The sequence below is a fragment of the Haemophilus sputorum HK 2154 genome (assembly GCF_000287615.1).
Taxonomy (GTDB): domain Bacteria; phylum Pseudomonadota; class Gammaproteobacteria; order Enterobacterales; family Pasteurellaceae; genus Haemophilus_A; species Haemophilus_A sputorum.
Genome location: NZ_ALJP01000009.1, coordinates 456,209 through 468,301, shown reverse-complemented (window position 1 = coordinate 468,301; position 12,093 = coordinate 456,209). Strand labels below are relative to the sequence as shown.

The window sequence follows — 12,093 nt, the reverse complement described above, 5'->3', positions numbered from 1 at the left end:
TCACAGCGTTTTTGCAAAAAATTAGCTAAAAATGACCGCTTGTAATATCCGGACTATTTAGAACAGGATAGATGAAGCGTGGATAAATTAAGGAGATTTATGTCTATAACCCACTTTTTTCAACAGCTGCAGCACCGTTTAAATGCAATGGTTATGCGCCATCCGATAGAAATTGTGATGGTGATTGCTTATGCAATCCCATTATTGATGATGGATACCAGTGTGCGCGGCGGTGAGCATTTCGGTTATTGGATGTTTGAGCCGATGCTCTTTGCTTTTATTTATTTAACCCGCCCTTATCGTTTTTATTATTTTTCATGGATTGTTCCTATTTTAGTCTGTCTTGTTGTTTGGCAAACGAATGACTTTGCAGAATTTTACTTTTATAGCGCTCAGTTCTGGGGGGCTACAGGAATCATGTTGATTGCTTTGTGTAGCTTTCCATTTGTCAAAAACAATCAAACTTTTGTTTATCATCATTTTAAAGTGCTATTGCATCTCATCTTAGCTTTTATTGCTGGCGGCATCATTATTGGCCTTTCAGCTACACTGCTTTCTTGGAGTAATGTATTGCTTGGAATTAGTTGGGATTTATCGGTTTATACCAAAATGAGTTTATTTTGGGCATATCTTTGCATCCCATTGTTTTTCTTATTATTTGAACAGTCTCAATCGCGAGAAGAAATCACTGTTTCACCTATTTTTGAGATCCTCAACAATTTTATTTTAGGCCCCGCGTTAATTATTTTTACGATACTGCTTTACGTTTATGTCGGTGTTATTTTAAGTAATAGACACCTGCCGGATGGTGCTGTAGCGGGTATTGTCTTGCCTTACTTACTCCTTGGTTTGGTGGTATGTCTATTAAGAATGCTTCCTCAAAGCAGACCTCGCTGGCATCGTTTTTTTAATATTTATCCTTATTTAGCGATTATTCCTTTAGGCTTACTTTGGATGGCGGTTGAAGTTCGAATTGCTACATATGCATTAACCGTTTCGCGAATTTACTTAGTGGCGATGAGTATCGCACTTTCACTCGCTTATTTGATATTAATGATACCTAAAATTCGTCAGTATCGGTTGATTTCAGTCATAGCCATGTTGTTTATTTGCAGCATCACTTGGCTTAGCAATCCCACTCAAATAGCCTATCAAAGTCAAACAGAACGCTTTGTTGCGTTATTGGATAAGCTTAATTTACGTGATGAACAAGGTAAATTAAAATCAGTATATGAAATACGCTCGCGCTTAGAGAATATTAGCAGTGTAGCATTGGGTGATTGGCAAAACTTGAAATCCACTAAAGATTATTTGGTCAATGAGATGCCTAAACCAGCAGATCGAGTTGATTGGTATAAGTATGATAAAGAAGCCGCATTTATTGCGCAGTATGGACCTTCGGCATACTACTTATTAACGATGTATATTGAAGACAATCAAGTGCTCTTATTCGAAGAGAGTGAAGTGTCAAATTATGAATTCCGACAAGGTTATGATAAGCCATTAAATATAAAAGATTATCGAAATCTTTATTTAAATGGGCATTATAGCTATCGTGTGAAGAATGAACCAAACGAAGCGTTCTTTTGTTGGGATAAAGAAAATTATTGTCTTGATTTAGATACCTATATTCATACGCAGATGAAACGCCATGGACTTGATCCGATGCAATTTCAAAAAAAAGAGGATTTAGATAAGCTGAAAGAAAACTTACTTGTGATAGATCAACCACAATTTAAGATTTATTTATCTCGATTAAATATTACGTTTGTGCCAGGCCAGGGCTATATATTTCAAAGTATGGAAGCTGAGGTATTGCTAGAAAAGTAAGAAATAATAAGGGAATGTATGAACATTCCCTTAAATTTTGTAAAAAACTTGAGAAAAATGACCGCTTTAAAGATTAAGCAATATTTTCATAGAACACATTTTTCAAAAATTGCGTATGTTTATCTAAAATACTAAACATCGTTTCGCGATCTTCGCCAAATCTTGAAGGCCCATGATTAGCGCGAACTTTGTCATAAGCCGAAAAGGCAATTTCAAACTCTTCAGTGGTTAATCTAATTGATTTTTCATGCAGTATGCGACTGAGTAAACTCACTTCTTGAGATTGTAATTCTGGAAATAAATGATGTATCCATAACTCCATAGAATATTGAACCGCCTCGCTTAATTTCGCGCGCTTTTGGCTTTCTTGTTCTGAATGTACCCGATAAAATAATAGAGGTTCAGGCAAGTTCGCAAATGTTTTTCCGTTTAATGCACATTGTATCCACATATGAAAATCGGGCGCAGTAGAGGTTTGTGCATAATTAAGCCCTAACTCTTTGATACTTGAATGTCGCCACATTACAGATGGGTTAATCATATGGCCACGGGCTAAAGAAAAATGTGCTTTTATATCTTTATCTAAAAGAGGGAGATCACTAATCGCAGGTGATTTATCTGTCTGCTCATGATTAAAGAGCACAGCATTGCTTCCTAAAATATCAATTTCAGGATGATTCTCTAAATATTGAATTTGCTTTTCAAAACGGTGGGGCGCACAAATATCATCGGCATCCATACGGGCAACATATTCAACATTCATATAGTTAAGTATATCTTTTGCTAATTTCCCTGCTGAGGGTTCCCCTTGATTCTGAGTGAAATGATAAACACGCAAACGAGGGTCTATTTTTGCATAAGATTCAAGAATTTTACTTGTATTATCTATTGAGGCATCATTAATTGCGAGAATACAAAAATCCTGAAATGTTTGATTCAACAAGGAATCTAAACATTCAGCTAGATAAGCTTCTGCATTGTATGCCGGTAAAATGACAGCTAATTTCATGTGTTAGTTACTATTTCTTAAAAGTTTGATTTTAATCAAATTACTAACATACGACAGCTGATTTTATGAATTGTTCTGATAGTTCTAAAATTTATATATCATAGCGATAACAAGCGGAAAAGTTATTTCAAATAAAGGGCAATAGCTTTTTACAAGCGGTTAGATTTATTCACTATTTTGCAAAAACGCAGTCAAAACCAACCACTCTTTATTGCTGCTAGGCAGTTTTCTTATCTATAACTTAATGGTTGATAGGTAAATTTAATATATCTGCAATTTCTATTATGCGAGGCGCGGCTGATTTTGGGCAAACTAAGCAATAGAAATTATCAGAACCCGTATCAACATAAAGCAAAGTATAATCACTTTTTTCTTCTACTTTAGCCTTAATACGTGCAAACTCATGCTTTGCCTCTTCGAAAGTGATTTCGAAAGTTTGTTCAAGAGACTCAGAAAGAAAATGATTGAGTGAGTCATAATCAATTTTCCAGTCATCTTGGTAGCAATGTAGATAACTTCTGATAAGTTCTAATTTAGCATATTCTTCATCGAAATCTTCGTCCTCATAGATATCACCAAATGCGATCATTTTCTCTCGACATTTTTCAAGGTCTTTATTTAGCCATTTATAGAGGCTTTTAACTTGCTTAATATATTTTGCTTTGATGTATTTTTTCGTTTCAAGCAACGTAATTAATTCATCAAATAAGGCTTCTTGATTGATTTCAGTTTCACGTCTGTCAATGCTATCGCAAATCAAATCGACGGCTTGTTTTAACAAAGCAAACTTGTAATGTTGTTCATCAAGCGGTTTGGCATAATAAATCGCTGCCATTAAATTAGAAATAAAAAGCTTATCAGCATGTTGTAATGAATATGCGGCATCTCTAATAGGTTGCCCAGCAAATAACTCAATTCTTTGCGGAAATTCAAATTCAGTTTCTTTAATAATATGTTCATATTCCTTATGCGGTTTTATGCCGAACCCAATATTTAAAAAAGAATAGCCAGAACCATTAAAAAATTCTTCTCGAGAAGCAGGTACGAATCCCATTGGGTTACAGAATTGGCTTTGTAAATCATACATGTCGCCGCCAAAATCTAATTCCTTAAATTTTTCTTTGGAATAATCATCCCAATTGTCGGAATAGTAAAATTGATAGGCATGGATAGGCGTTTCAAAGAGGGTGTTTTTGACGTCGATACATCCATCTTGTTGCGTTTGAAGATAACGTTCAATTTTTGCGAGTTTTTGATCTAATAGAGAGAAATCTTCTGGCTTTTCAATCGCATTAAACACGGCATTAACTGAGGATAAAAATTGCTCATAATGTGGACTATGTTGATTAAATGGCTTTGCCTGTATCATACTCTGAAAAAGGTTGTTCGCTTGATCCGTTTCGGCGAAAACGAAGCTATCCTGATCGGGAAAAATAAAAACTCTAAAAAGTGAGCTATCTGTTGGGTTTAATTTAAAATCAATAGAAAGAAATAATTGAACCCAATTTTCTTCTTCAAATTCTATGCGCGTAATGCAAGGCAGTTTCATTGTTTTTGTCAGAAGCAACTCTAGAGGTTGGTATAAATCAGATAATCCCGTATTTTCTAGCAATTCAGATTCATCTAAATTGGCTTTACCATAATGCCAATAGGTTGCGATTGCCATTGGCGCAACTTTGTGATTTCGGGCAAACAACCTCTCAGGTGGTTCTTCTTTCGCCTTAAAATATTGAAAGATTTTGTCCAGTTTGGTTGTTAATGTTTGGTCTAATTTATCAGCGTGTTGTTTAGATTTAAAAAACATAATAAAAATGCTCAGTTTAAAAGAGATTATTCATAATATTCATATTTCTTTGTGGTTTTATCTAACCATATGCCTTTTTCATCATACATAATGCTTTCAATCACATTACCGTGTTGATCAAATTTATGACGCGTTGTGAGGGTTTCTTCCAATTTTCCGTGTTTGTCAAAAATTTGGCGTTTTAATTCATTGTGATTTTTGTCATAAGTAAAATCTGCTCGTCCCTCATTAAAAGACGTGTTATGTACAAAGTCGCCATTTTCGAGATAACGATAAGTTTCGCAATTACTTTCTTTTCCATTGTCATCAAAGTCACAAGCTTTGATGAGTTTATCGTCCTTGTAATGGAATTTTTTCGCATGGCCGTCAATAAGTTTTGCATAATAAACAGCTTCAGAGATGAGTTTGCCATCTTTGTCATAAACTCTTTTGATGTAATCTTCTTGGAAGTTCGGCTTTTTCGGCTTTTTGCCTACATAGGTGATTTCTAAAATGATACCCGAACCATCGCTGTTTTCTTGATAGCGGTAGAGTATTCCATGAGTCTCTTTATAGATATCGTAACGAATTTCTTCTAATCGATTGTTTTGATCATATCGATAATTCGCAGTCGTTTTATCGAAATGTTCAGACTCGCCAGTAACATCTTCAGTTTTAATTAAGAAACCTTGTTCGTTATAAAATTGACGAACATCGTTCGTGACCACCTCTCCTTCTGCCGCTTCAGGATTATCTTCCGAATGTGAAATAACAGATTTCACTTTGCCTTGTAAGTGATTCGCTTGCCAATCAGTTTGCACAGGGAAAAGTGCGAAAGCAGAGGTAGAAAGGCTGGCGAGAAGGGCAGTAAGTAAAAATTTATGCATAGTCGTTCCTTTTATCACAAGCGGTCGGATTTAATAAATGTTTTGTAAAAAACGCTGAAAAATAACTACTTGTTTAAGTTGGGTAAATAGTTGATTTAAATGTTATACTAATTTTAATAGGTTTTAAAGTGTAGTGAAATAATCTCGCTTTTTTATAAGGCAAACAGATTAAAAATGTATTCAAAAAAGTGAAAGTTTAGCGCTATCGCTTAGAAAAACATCATACACAGATATATTGATTAAGAGAGATATTAGGATGCAAAGGTTAAAGACATCACTGAAAAGATTTTTATGGGTAATTGGCATATTGTTTGGCGTTGTTTATCTGTTATTCATTTTGAGTTATTTCGTATTTTTTGTTTGGCTTCCTTCGCGCTCACATGAAGGGGAACTTCGAGCAGTTCAATCAAAAGATAAACCCTATTTAGCAGGTGTTGAGGCGTTACCTCAAAATGCGTTAATTTATATCTCAGAAGATACGGCTGTTCCAGAATTATTGATTGCCGAAGAAAATAATTATTTTCGTTGGGGCGGTTTTTTGTTAAATAAATTAGGATTAAATCGTGATATGGTAGCAATCAATGATTCGAATATGCGATTTGTTGAGCCAGCTAACTATGAAACTGCGCCTAATATGCCCGAAACATACGTTATTAACGGACAACCGTGTTTAACTAAAGGGGGATTTAAGTTTTTAAGAACCAGCGGTAAACGCCCGTCAATGCATTATTCAGATTTTACTTTAGTGACGTGTGATATCGCTGAAGGTGAAGTGATTTTGCCTAATTTCCGTTTAAATGGCGAAATGGTATCGTATCAAAATCGAGAACTCAGTTATACAGGCTTGTGGAGCAAGGATGGGTTAATTAGTCTGGCGGTGCCTCAAGCCTACAGTTATGACGGCGGTTTTACGACACCAAGGTTGCAAATTCCGTTAGCAAACGATAAGGATACGCTTCAGATTTTAACCTATTTTACGGATCTCAAAAATCAAGCCAAAGCAATTTTAGCGATTTATAATATGTATGGTAATGGCATTAACAGCCAAGAAGATTTTGTGCTAGGGCAATGTCGTTATAATAAGCTCATTACAAGCATTCTAATTACTGAGCTAACAGAAAAAAACGCGCGTTGGCATTTTGAAAGTGATGATAAACAACATCCCATTTCAAAGGAATGTAAAATACAAGTATTGCCCCTTCAGTTAGTGAAAGATCCAGATTTTAATAGAGGAAATTGATGGAAAACATGAAAAATCACCCTTTAGTTGTCGCACTTAGCATTGTGCTTGGATGCATAGTGGTATTTGGCGTGGCAATTTCTTGGAATAAACGCCAACAATATAAATATGAAGATGTGAGTTTGCAGGTAAAAGCATTGACTCAAGAAGAAATAGATTACTTCACAAAAGAAGGTATTGCGAATATCCCCGTAGGGACAATGCGATCAAGTTATCCTGATTCGGATAAAATTGATAATATTTTTATTCCAGAGGAAGGTGATCTTGGTTATTTTTCATGGGGGCCTTTTAAGTTAGATCGTTTTTCTCTGTATCTAGCGGATAGTCAGTCAATTATGCCTAAAGGAATTGTTGGTGCTGCCACTTTACCAGAGATTTTTGAAATAGATGGGCAAAGTTGTTTAACGGAAGGTTTGACCTTTGAGCGAAAAGCAGAGGCACAAGAAACTAGCATTCACTTTGAAGATTATGAGTTACTTGTCTGCTCTGTGAAAAATCAAACCATCAATACCCCACAAGGGAAATGGCAGATTGCTAAAAATGAACCAATAAGAATGCAGCGTAATTATCAGGGGGATCCACTTGAATCAATGCTCTCAGACAAAGCCGCGAGTTTTGAATATAGTATTGATCCAGCGTTGCAAGATAAATCTGATATATCACTTCATTTTCCAAATTCTCCTGAATTAGATGGCGCGATACAAATTCAAAGTCTTTATACCGACAGCGCATTAAATTTGTTAGAAATGAAAGGTGAAATCAGTTTGCATGAACAGAAAGAATTTAAAATTGGGCAATGTGATTATAGCAATTTTATTGGGGTGAGATTGGCGAATTTCACACCGAAAACGCTTGAGTTGCATGTGGTAAATTATCCAGAAGAAGGTCAAGGATTATCTGATAAGTGTACAAAGCATGTTATGCCATATCAGTTAGTGAAATAGCTAGTTCGCAACATCAATTGGTAAATTTTTAGAAAAAAGTGACCGCTTGTAAATAAGACGGCTTGAGTGAGAGAACCAAGCCGTCTTATTCTTTTTCAGACCCAAAAGGATTTTAACCAATATAGCCATTTTTCACCGAAGAAGTAGAAGAGTAGCCCAAAAGCAATAATGGTTAAACCAATCCATTTTGCGGGCGAAATAGCCTGAGTTGGCATACCGATAAGGCCAAAATAGTCAATCGTGGTAGATGAAATCAGTTGCCCAATGATAATGAAAAATAGCATGACACTAATGCCTAATTTGGGCGCTAATAATACGGTAGTAAAGACGGCAAAAGCACCCAGAATACCACCTAAAAATTTCCAAGCAGGTTGTTGTGGTAATGCGCTTAAATGTTGCCAAAGATCCGTTTTCCACCAAGCAATGACAAATAAGAAAAGGGTGCCAACAGCAAAAGAGATGAGAGCTGCAATAATGGCTTCATCACCCATAGATTTGGCTAATTGACTGTTAATCGCTGCTTGCGTGGCAAGGCCTAGTCCGGCAAAAAAGGCAATAAGTAGATAAATAAAATACATACAAACTCCTGTAAGATGCCAGCATTATATCTCCAATCAGCGAGTAGATAAAATGAATAAAAAAATGACGGGCTTGCACCCGTCATTCTACTTTTCAAATTTAGTTAGCTTTCTCAACAGAGAAGACTTCCACTTCAGCTTTTTCAAAAGCTTCATTATCTAATTTACCGGTAATGCGAATTTTGTCGTTTTCGCTTACATTTAAACCATTCCAAACGCGGTTTTTAATTTCCACTTTAATACGTGCTGTACCGTCTGTAAAAATGTATTCGTCGTTATCGATTTGTTGGGTGATGTTACCAACTAAAGTGACCATGCTGTTATCAGCAGCCGATAATGCTTGTTTAACACTCATTGTTTGTGCAGCAGTTTTAGCTTGAAAACCACCTTGATTGTTATTAGCGTTACCATTAAAACCTGCAAAAGCTGAAGTTGATGCGAAAGCTAGTAAAGTAGTAAATACGATTTTTTTCATGTTGATTTCCTCAAATAGATTAAGTTAAGTTAAATTAAATTAAGTTTCTCCGCAAGTTTGCGTTGGGTGTATTAAACCAAAGAAATCTTAAAGAATTCTTAATTTCTAGATTTTTTGCTAAAAAAGTAAAATTTTGATGAAAAGCAACCGCTTGTAAGGGAGAGGAAATAAGGTGGGGCGTTACCAGCGACCCTCGGCACACAGAAAATTTAACCCAGACTGCTTTCTTCCGAACCTGATCAAGTAAGCTAAACCCTGTTGCGAGGAACCAATAACGCCCCATAGAATTATATCGTTAACGCGATATAAGGCTTGTTATTATAGGGGGTTAAGTTAAAAAGGCAAGCGTTAAATCAGAAAATCGAGCAAATCCAAGTGGGGGCAATAGAGAGGTCGGAAGTCTGACTATAAGAAATACTATATCGTTAGCTAGCAATAAGGCTTATAATGGATTCGTGATTTGGCAAGTGCCAACGCCAAATCACATTGAATTTTTATTCATATTTCCTTATTGGCTAGTCATAGATGACTAGCCCTTTTTTTGGTTGCGACTTAGCGTTTAACTAATAATGCAACCGCTTCACACGCAATGCCTTCACTTCTACCTGTAAAACCTAATTTCTCAGTTGTTGTTGCTTTTACATTGACTTGGCTCATATCGCATTGCAAATCTTCTGCAATCGCTTGGCGCATTTGATCGATATAAGGGCGCATTTTAGGTGCTTGCGCAATAATAGTAACATCTACATTGCCCACTTTATACCCAGTGGCTAGCACTTGACGGTAGGCCTCAATCAATAATTTACGGCTGTCAGCATTTTTATATTGCATATCTGTATCTGGGAATAACTTGCCAATATCGCCTAAAGCGACGGCACCTAATAGGGCATCAGTCAGTGCATGTAAGGCAACGTCTCCATCGCTATGGGCAATAAAGCCAGTATGATAAGGCACTTCAACGCCACCAATAATAAGTGGGCGGTCTTCGCCGAAAGCATGTACGTCAAAACCGTGTCCAATTCTGATCATGAATTATTCTCCGTTTGATGAGTTAAATAGAATTCCGCCAAAGCTAAATCTTCAGGGCGGGTAATTTTGAGATTATCACTACGTCCAGCAACTAATGTAGGATGAATGCCTGCAAATTCCATGGCAGACGCTTCATCAGTAATGGTTGCATTGGCTAAAAATGCTGCTTCTAGTGCTTCGGTTAATGGTTTTGCAGGAAAAAACTGTGGCGTTAGTGCGTGCCAAAGTGTTTCTCTATCTTCGGTATGTGAGATTTGCACACCATTAGCACGTTTAATGGTATCTATCGCAGGCGTGGCTAAAATCGCGCCTTGCTCATCGTTGATTTGCAAAAGTTTATCTAAATCAGACCGCTTGAGGCAAGGCCTTGCCGCATCATGCACTAAAGCCCAATCATTGGAGGATAGGCATTTTAATGCGTTATAAACCGATTTTGCACGAGTTTCGCCACCAAAAACCACTTTTATCTTTTCTGATTTAAGTAAGTCAATTTCTTGATAATAAGGATCTTCGGGGGAGATGGCGACAATCACTTTGCTAATTTCAGGATGTGATAAAAAAATATCTAGCGTATGTTCGAGAATAGTTTTGTTTAATAATCGAAGATATTGTTTTGGACGATCTGCCTTCATTCGGCTACCAACGCCAGATGCTGGAATAATGGCGACAATGTTACGAGTGTTCATAAATTAGTTCTGTTTAGGGACAATACGATAGAAGACTTCATCTTGTTTGACCATCTCACGTTCAAGGCGAGCGCGTTCTTCTAGTGCATTTACACCCGTTTTTAAGTCATGAATTTCTGCTTCAATTAAGTTATTACGGGCAGTTAATTTTTCATTTTCTGCTTTTAATGTCGCGACAGTGGTTTTCATTTCTTGATATTCTAGCCAACCATTTTTGCCAAACCAAAAGCTATATTGGAAAAAGGCTAATAAACCGATAAAAAAAACAATAAGTAAACGCATATTCTTCTCTAAATAATGATTTGTAAGCGGTCAAATTTTACCGTGAATTTGCAAAAAGCAAACCTTTCATTTGTAAATTTAAGCAGATTGGGCAAGTGCTTGGCGAATCATTGGTTCAAAAAAGTCGTAATCAACCAAGAAGGCATCGTGTCCAAATGTTGAGTGAAATTCGGAATAATGTACATTGACACCGGCTTCTTCCAAGGCTTGTTTACTTTTATGCAAATCGACTTGTTTAAAGAGCTGATCGCTAGTCACGCCAACTAAAGTATAGTTTGCTTTAATGCGAGAAAGTGCAGCTTTTTCGTTAGCATAACCAAGGCTAGGTTCATAAAGATCTAATGCGCGGAGCAATCTTAAGTAAGTATTGGCATCAAAGCGATCTAAGAATTTTACCCCTTGATAGCTTAGATAAGATTCTACTTGGAAATAGTCGCCCCAAATAGCGGATTGCTGTTTCATTTCTCGTCCAAATGCACGAGCAAGCTGTACGTCTGTACGATAAGTCAGCATTCCTAACATACGTGCAATTTTTAAGCCATTGTCTGGTGATTGCCCTTCATAATAATCGCCCTGATTAAAATAAGGGTCATTAATAATAGCTTGGCGCATCACGTGATTAAAACCAATAGCTTCGGCACTTAGCGTTAAAGAAGAGCAAAGATTGATAATGTTACTCACAAAATCGGGGTAAGAAATAGCCCATTGCGTTGCTTGCATGCCACCGAAAGAACCGCCTGCAACACAATGTAAATGGGGAATCTCTAGTGCATCAATTAAGGCTTTTTGTACATTAACAATATCTTGTACGGTAATGATCGGAAATTGGCTACCATAAGGTTTGCCAGTTTGAGGGTTAATAGAAGCCGGCCCTGTGGTACCTTTGCATCCACCTAATACGTTAGAGCAGATGAAAAAATATTGATTGGTATCGAAGGCTAAACCTGGCCCAATAAAATCTTGCCACCAGCCTTTATTGGCATTATCAAAATAAGGTTCAGCATCACCAGTGAGTGCATGGCATAGCAAAACAGCATTGCTTTTATCGGCATTCAGTTGACCATAAGTTTGATAAGCAACGTCAACGGGAGAAAGCGTTCCGCCTAAGGTTAGCGAGAGTGGTTTGTCTTTAAACAGAGTGAGCGTGTGAGCCATGAGTTTGTCGATACCTTTATATGCAGCAAGAGCGCTATGCCATGAAAAATCTTATGCGGTAAGGTAACGAGAGAACGAACCATTGTCAAGAAATTTTAGACGTCTAAACGTCTAGCATTCTAATTTTAAGCTTGTAATTTTAAAAATGATCGTTATGCTAATTGATCTAACGACAATGAAGTCTATTGACTCCCT

Annotated in this window: 12 protein-coding genes and 1 other RNA gene; 3 read left to right on the top strand and 10 right to left on the bottom strand. The window is 36.7% G+C overall.

Features of this window, described 5'->3' with window-relative positions:
* Positions 1-99: 99 nt before the first annotated feature.
* On the top strand, positions 100-1,830 hold the full coding sequence (locus HMPREF1128_RS04715; protein WP_007524335.1) for a DUF4153 domain-containing protein: 1,731 nt from the start codon (positions 100-102) through the stop codon (positions 1,828-1,830).
* A 73-nt stretch (positions 1,831-1,903) separates the two neighbouring features.
* Here HMPREF1128_RS04715 and HMPREF1128_RS04710 read toward each other — a convergent pair whose 3' ends face one another.
* The 3 genes from HMPREF1128_RS04710 to HMPREF1128_RS04700 form a co-directional block, all read right to left on the bottom strand.
* Positions 1,904-2,839, bottom strand: coding sequence for a glycosyltransferase family 2 protein (locus HMPREF1128_RS04710; protein ID WP_007525398.1), 936 nt, complete (start codon positions 2,837-2,839; stop codon positions 1,904-1,906).
* A gap of 241 nt (positions 2,840-3,080) precedes the next feature.
* The gene (locus HMPREF1128_RS04705; RefSeq protein ID WP_007524417.1) at positions 3,081-4,643 is read right to left on the bottom strand and encodes a DUF6630 family protein; all 1,563 of its coding nucleotides are present in this window, start codon (positions 4,641-4,643) and stop codon (positions 3,081-3,083) included.
* 26 nt (positions 4,644-4,669) lie between these two features.
* Positions 4,670-5,509, bottom strand: a complete 840-nt coding sequence (locus HMPREF1128_RS04700; RefSeq protein WP_007524444.1) for a hypothetical protein — start codon at positions 5,507-5,509, stop codon at positions 4,670-4,672.
* Between the two features lie 256 nt (positions 5,510-5,765).
* Between HMPREF1128_RS04700 and HMPREF1128_RS04695 the strand changes: the two genes are divergently transcribed.
* Together HMPREF1128_RS04695 and HMPREF1128_RS04690 are read left to right on the top strand one after the other, a co-directional pair.
* Positions 5,766-6,749 carry a DUF485 domain-containing protein gene (locus HMPREF1128_RS04695; RefSeq protein WP_010128364.1) on the top strand — a complete coding sequence of 328 codons (984 nt, stop codon included), beginning with the start codon at positions 5,766-5,768 and terminating at the stop codon, positions 6,747-6,749.
* A complete protein-coding gene (locus tag HMPREF1128_RS04690) occupies positions 6,749-7,693 on the top strand; it encodes a hypothetical protein (protein ID WP_007524033.1) in 945 nt (314 codons plus the stop codon). Before HMPREF1128_RS04695 ends, HMPREF1128_RS04690 begins: the two co-directional genes overlap by 1 nt.
* Before the next feature lie 95 nt (positions 7,694-7,788).
* Here the strand turns inward: HMPREF1128_RS04690 and HMPREF1128_RS04685 are convergent, their stop codons facing one another.
* From HMPREF1128_RS04685 to metX, 7 genes are all read right to left on the bottom strand, one after another.
* Positions 7,789-8,271 (bottom strand): DMT family transporter, encoded by a 483-nt coding sequence (locus tag HMPREF1128_RS04685; protein ID WP_007525186.1) that lies wholly within the window; start codon positions 8,269-8,271, stop codon positions 7,789-7,791.
* 100 nt (positions 8,272-8,371) lie between these two features.
* Positions 8,372-8,746 (bottom strand): YgiW/YdeI family stress tolerance OB fold protein, encoded by a 375-nt coding sequence (locus HMPREF1128_RS04680; RefSeq protein WP_007525277.1) that lies wholly within the window; start codon positions 8,744-8,746, stop codon positions 8,372-8,374.
* Between the two features lie 177 nt (positions 8,747-8,923).
* An RNA gene (gene ffs, locus HMPREF1128_RS10225) (signal recognition particle sRNA small type) lies at positions 8,924-9,021 on the bottom strand.
* A gap of 277 nt (positions 9,022-9,298) precedes the next feature.
* Positions 9,299-9,775 carry a 2-C-methyl-D-erythritol 2,4-cyclodiphosphate synthase gene (gene ispF / locus HMPREF1128_RS04675; protein ID WP_007524935.1) on the bottom strand — a complete coding sequence of 159 codons (477 nt, stop codon included), beginning with the start codon at positions 9,773-9,775 and terminating at the stop codon, positions 9,299-9,301.
* Complete coding sequence (gene ispD, locus HMPREF1128_RS04670; protein WP_007525099.1) at positions 9,772-10,461, bottom strand: 2-C-methyl-D-erythritol 4-phosphate cytidylyltransferase; 690 nt, start codon at positions 10,459-10,461, stop codon at positions 9,772-9,774. The genes ispF and ispD overlap by 4 nt, the downstream gene beginning before the upstream one ends.
* 3 nt (positions 10,462-10,464) lie before the next feature.
* The gene (ftsB, locus tag HMPREF1128_RS04665) at positions 10,465-10,743 is read right to left on the bottom strand and encodes a cell division protein FtsB (protein ID WP_007524130.1); all 279 of its coding nucleotides are present in this window, start codon (positions 10,741-10,743) and stop codon (positions 10,465-10,467) included.
* A gap of 78 nt (positions 10,744-10,821) precedes the next feature.
* Entirely contained in the window at positions 10,822-11,898 is a 1,077-nt protein-coding gene (metX, locus tag HMPREF1128_RS04660; protein WP_007524773.1) for a homoserine O-acetyltransferase MetX, read from the bottom strand.
* Positions 11,899-12,093 lie beyond the last annotated feature (195 nt).

Excerpts from the sequence above, each read along its gene's own strand:
- HMPREF1128_RS04715 (WP_007524335.1), top strand. The coding sequence starts at position 100 with ATGTCTATAACCCACTTTTTTCAACAGCTGCAGCACCGTTTAAATGCA.
- HMPREF1128_RS04710 (WP_007525398.1), bottom strand. The coding sequence starts at position 2,839 with ATGAAATTAGCTGTCATTTTACCGGCATACAATGCAGAAGCTTATCTA.
- HMPREF1128_RS04705 (WP_007524417.1), bottom strand. The coding sequence starts at position 4,643 with ATGTTTTTTAAATCTAAACAACACGCTGATAAATTAGACCAAACATTA.
- HMPREF1128_RS04700 (WP_007524444.1), bottom strand. The coding sequence starts at position 5,509 with ATGCATAAATTTTTACTTACTGCCCTTCTCGCCAGCCTTTCTACCTCT.
- HMPREF1128_RS04695 (WP_010128364.1), top strand. The coding sequence starts at position 5,766 with ATGCAAAGGTTAAAGACATCACTGAAAAGATTTTTATGGGTAATTGGC.
- HMPREF1128_RS04690 (WP_007524033.1), top strand. The coding sequence starts at position 6,749 with ATGGAAAACATGAAAAATCACCCTTTAGTTGTCGCACTTAGCATTGTG.
- HMPREF1128_RS04685 (WP_007525186.1), bottom strand. The coding sequence starts at position 8,271 with ATGTATTTTATTTATCTACTTATTGCCTTTTTTGCCGGACTAGGCCTT.
- HMPREF1128_RS04680 (WP_007525277.1), bottom strand. The coding sequence starts at position 8,746 with ATGAAAAAAATCGTATTTACTACTTTACTAGCTTTCGCATCAACTTCA.
- ispF (WP_007524935.1), bottom strand. The coding sequence starts at position 9,775 with ATGATCAGAATTGGACACGGTTTTGACGTACATGCTTTCGGCGAAGAC.
- ispD (WP_007525099.1), bottom strand. The coding sequence starts at position 10,461 with ATGAACACTCGTAACATTGTCGCCATTATTCCAGCATCTGGCGTTGGT.
- ftsB (WP_007524130.1), bottom strand. The coding sequence starts at position 10,743 with ATGCGTTTACTTATTGTTTTTTTTATCGGTTTATTAGCCTTTTTCCAA.
- metX (WP_007524773.1), bottom strand. The coding sequence starts at position 11,898 with ATGGCTCACACGCTCACTCTGTTTAAAGACAAACCACTCTCGCTAACC.